Here is a 3,184-nt window from a genome sequence, read left to right as displayed (position 1 = left end):
TCCTGTAGTGTCATATTATTCCTCCTTTTAAAAATATGAAAAATAGTATACCCTATCTTCGATACTTCAGTCAACTCATTGACGAAAACTCTAATATAATCGGAAAATGAAGAAAAAAGTTTACTATCCCGTCTACTTGGACCTTACAGGAAAAAGGTGTGTAATAATCGGCGGTGGTGAGGTTGCCGGGAGAAAATGTGCTTCACTCATAAAGACCTGTGCTGAGATAACTTTGATAGCCCCTGAGATTACGAAAAGGCTCAAAGGCTATAAAGATAAGGGACTGATTGAACATATAGAGCGTGAATACAGAAAAGGTGACATAAGGTCTGCTTTCATAGTCATATCTGCAACCGATTCCAGTGAAACTAATGAAAGGGTTGCGAGAGATGCGACGTCATTGCAGAAGCTGTTGAATGTTGTTGATACCCCTGATCTATGTAACTTTATAGTCCCCTCTGTTTTCAGAAGAGGGATGCTTTCAATAGCTATTTCAACCGGGGGGACAAGCCCTGCACTCGCAAAGGAGATCAGGAAGGACCTTGAGAAGATGTACGGACCTGAATACGCAAAAAAACTCAAGACAATCGGGAAAATCAGAAACAGTGCAAAAAAAGAGATTGCAGACAAACAGGAACGGGAAAGATTCATAAAGAAGACCACAGTAGCAATAAAGAATGGGGCTAATTAAAATAAGGTTATTGAGACCACTCCGGCGATCATCAAAATCGAACCGATTAATCTTTCCGCAACATTTCTCTCTCCGAATAATATCCAACCATAGGCTACACTAAACAACAGACTCAACCTCTTAACTGATATCATGTAAGCAACATCTGTCAGACTTATTGCTACAAAGTGGGACAGCATCATCATCGCAATGAAGAACCCTATCCCCAGGAATATCCGTGGACTGGATATTACACTTGATAACTGTCCTTTAAAGCCTACAATTACAGTGAATATAATAGTAAGGATAAAGGGATAAAAGGCTCCGAAAAAGAGAGGACTTGAGTGCAGTACAGCAACCTTTCCGAGTGTAGAGGTAATACTATATATAAGGGCAACTATGATCATAAGGACTGACCCTCTTTCCTTTTTGATAGCCTTTATGGGGCCCAGTACACCATGCTTTGTTGCCCTGACATTAAGGAGATAAGCGCCTATAACAATAAGCAAAATGCCAAAGAGACCTGAAATATCCGGCAGTTCTCCAAGTATTACAAAGGCAGTTATGATTACAAACATAGGGCTTAGTGCAATAAATGGTATGGTCAGAGAGAGGGGAGAAAGACGTATTGCCTTTACATAGAGGATAATTGCCGTGACATCCAGCGGGACTACAATTAAAAGGGTTAACCAGAATGTGTTGTCCAATGGGGGTATTTCAATAAAGAAGAAGACGACGGCTAAAAATGGAAGTGTGTACCCCTGCCTGACCCAGGCAATAACATATTCATGTGACCTTATCATGGCCTTCTTGCTTATGGCATCTGCCGTTGCAATTGAGAAGGCGGTTATAAGGGCATAGACGATCCAGGACATTATTAATCCAGTTTATCAGGAATTATCATCAAAAGCATGGTAGAATTGCCGGCGAGAGTGAGGGTGGGATTTAGATATAAAGGAGGTACAGCAGTTCTATCTTTGCAGGATCAAACTTGTGCATTTAAATTTTCTCATGTCTTTTGTAATATTCATCTAACAGGTCCTGCTTGGTCAACACTGCTTCAAAATCAACATTATGCTTGAGGATATTCTCCCTTCCGCCTTCCTGCCTGTCCACGAGGATAATAACTTTTACGACATGGAGTCCTCCGGCCCTTGCATTTTCTATAGCCTCAATAGTGGATTGCCCGGTTGTCGCAACGTCATCAACGATAACTACCCTGTCTCCATTTTTAACGTCACCTTCAATGACTCTTTTAAGCCCGTGCTCTTTGGCCTTCTTTCTTACGGAAAAGGCATTTATGTGCTTACCTTTAATTACGCTCGTATAAGCTACTGCATCAGCCACAGGGTCAGCGCCCATGGTAAGTCCGCCTATTGCATCCACATCGAGGTTCGATATTCTATCGTAAATGATGTTACCTATGAGATATGCGCCTCTGGCATTTTTTGTGGTCTTTCTGCAGTCAATGTAAAGATTGCTTTTCTTGCCGGATGCAAGTTCAAAGATTGGTTCATCCGCTACTTTAAGCGACTTCTCGAGAATAAGGTCTGTTAATTCTTTCAGCATAGGCATCAGGTATCTCCAAATGGTTTTTAACCATATAAATTCAATCTCTGCTGATTGTCAAGTAGATTATTAGTATTGAAAAAGATAACATAGACAAATTGACAGAGGAGATTTATTCTATAGGCATGAATACTAAATATGAGAAAGCAACCTTTGCCGGCGGCTGTTTCTGGTGCATGGAGCCGCCTTTTGAACGACTTGATGGTGTCCTGGAAGTTATCGTGGGCTATACCGGCGGGCACATAAAAGATCCCTCTTATGAAGAAGTATGCGAAGGAGATACAGGCCATGCAGAGGCTGTTCAGATTACCTATGACCCGTCAAAGATAACCTACGACAATATCCTTGATGTATTCTGGAGGCAGATAGACCCTACAGATGCCGGCGGTCAGTTCGTTGATAGGGGACCGCAATACCGCACTGCCATCTTTTATCATACTGATGAGCAAAAGATGCTGGCAGAAAAATCTAAAGCGGAGTTGGAGAGGTCCGGAAGGTATAAGAAACCTGTTGTGACAGAGGTCCTGCCAATAGCAGAGTTCTACATAGCTGAGGAGTATCACCAGGATTACTACAAAAAAGAATCCCTGAGATACAAATCCTATCGTAAACATTCCGGACGTGATCAGGTACTGAAAGAATTATGGCAATATCAGAGGCCGGCAGAGGAAGAACTAAGGAAGAGGCTGACCCCGTTGCAATTCAATGTCACGCAGGAGAAAGGGACAGAAAGACCGTTTGACAATGAATACTGGGACAATAAGAGTGAAGGCATCTATGTTGATATTGTTTCAGGAGAGCCGTTGTTCAGCTCCCGTGACAAGTTTGATTCCGGCACCGGATGGCCGAGTTTTACAAAACCGCTTGAGCCTCAGAACATAGTGGAGAAGGAGGACAGGGGCCATTTCATGGTACGGACAGAGGTCAGGAGCAGGAATGCCTCCT

General features: G+C 42.6%; 4 protein-coding genes. 2 read left to right on the top strand and 2 right to left on the bottom strand.

Annotated features, from left to right (window positions below):
• The first annotated feature begins 106 nt into the window (after positions 1-106).
• Positions 107-691: a bifunctional precorrin-2 dehydrogenase/sirohydrochlorin ferrochelatase gene (locus HZA08_05145; GenBank protein MBI5192810.1), complete on the top strand. Its 585-nt coding sequence runs from the start codon at positions 107-109 to the stop codon at positions 689-691.
• On the opposite strand, the gene HZA08_05140 is transcribed toward HZA08_05145, so the two are convergent.
• Both HZA08_05140 and pyrE read right to left on the bottom strand, forming a co-directional pair.
• Positions 688-1,545, bottom strand: coding sequence for an EamA family transporter (locus HZA08_05140; protein MBI5192809.1), 858 nt, complete (start codon positions 1,543-1,545; stop codon positions 688-690). The two genes, HZA08_05145 and HZA08_05140, sit on opposite strands and share 4 nt — an antisense overlap.
• Before the next feature lie 124 nt (positions 1,546-1,669).
• Positions 1,670-2,239 carry an orotate phosphoribosyltransferase gene (gene pyrE, locus HZA08_05135; protein ID MBI5192808.1) on the bottom strand — a complete coding sequence of 190 codons (570 nt, stop codon included), beginning with the start codon at positions 2,237-2,239 and terminating at the stop codon, positions 1,670-1,672.
• Positions 2,240-2,364: 125 nt separating this feature from the next.
• Between pyrE and msrA the strand changes: the two genes are divergently transcribed.
• Positions 2,365-3,184, top strand: an 820-nt coding sequence (gene msrA, locus HZA08_05130; GenBank protein MBI5192807.1) for a peptide-methionine (S)-S-oxide reductase MsrA, incomplete at its 3' end; no start/stop codon positions are given.

The sequence above is a fragment of the Nitrospirota bacterium genome, from assembly GCA_016212215.1.
In the GTDB taxonomy this organism is placed as follows: domain Bacteria; phylum Nitrospirota; class 9FT-COMBO-42-15; order HDB-SIOI813; family HDB-SIOI813; genus JACRGV01.
This window is presented reverse-complemented; position numbering and strand designations above follow the sequence as displayed.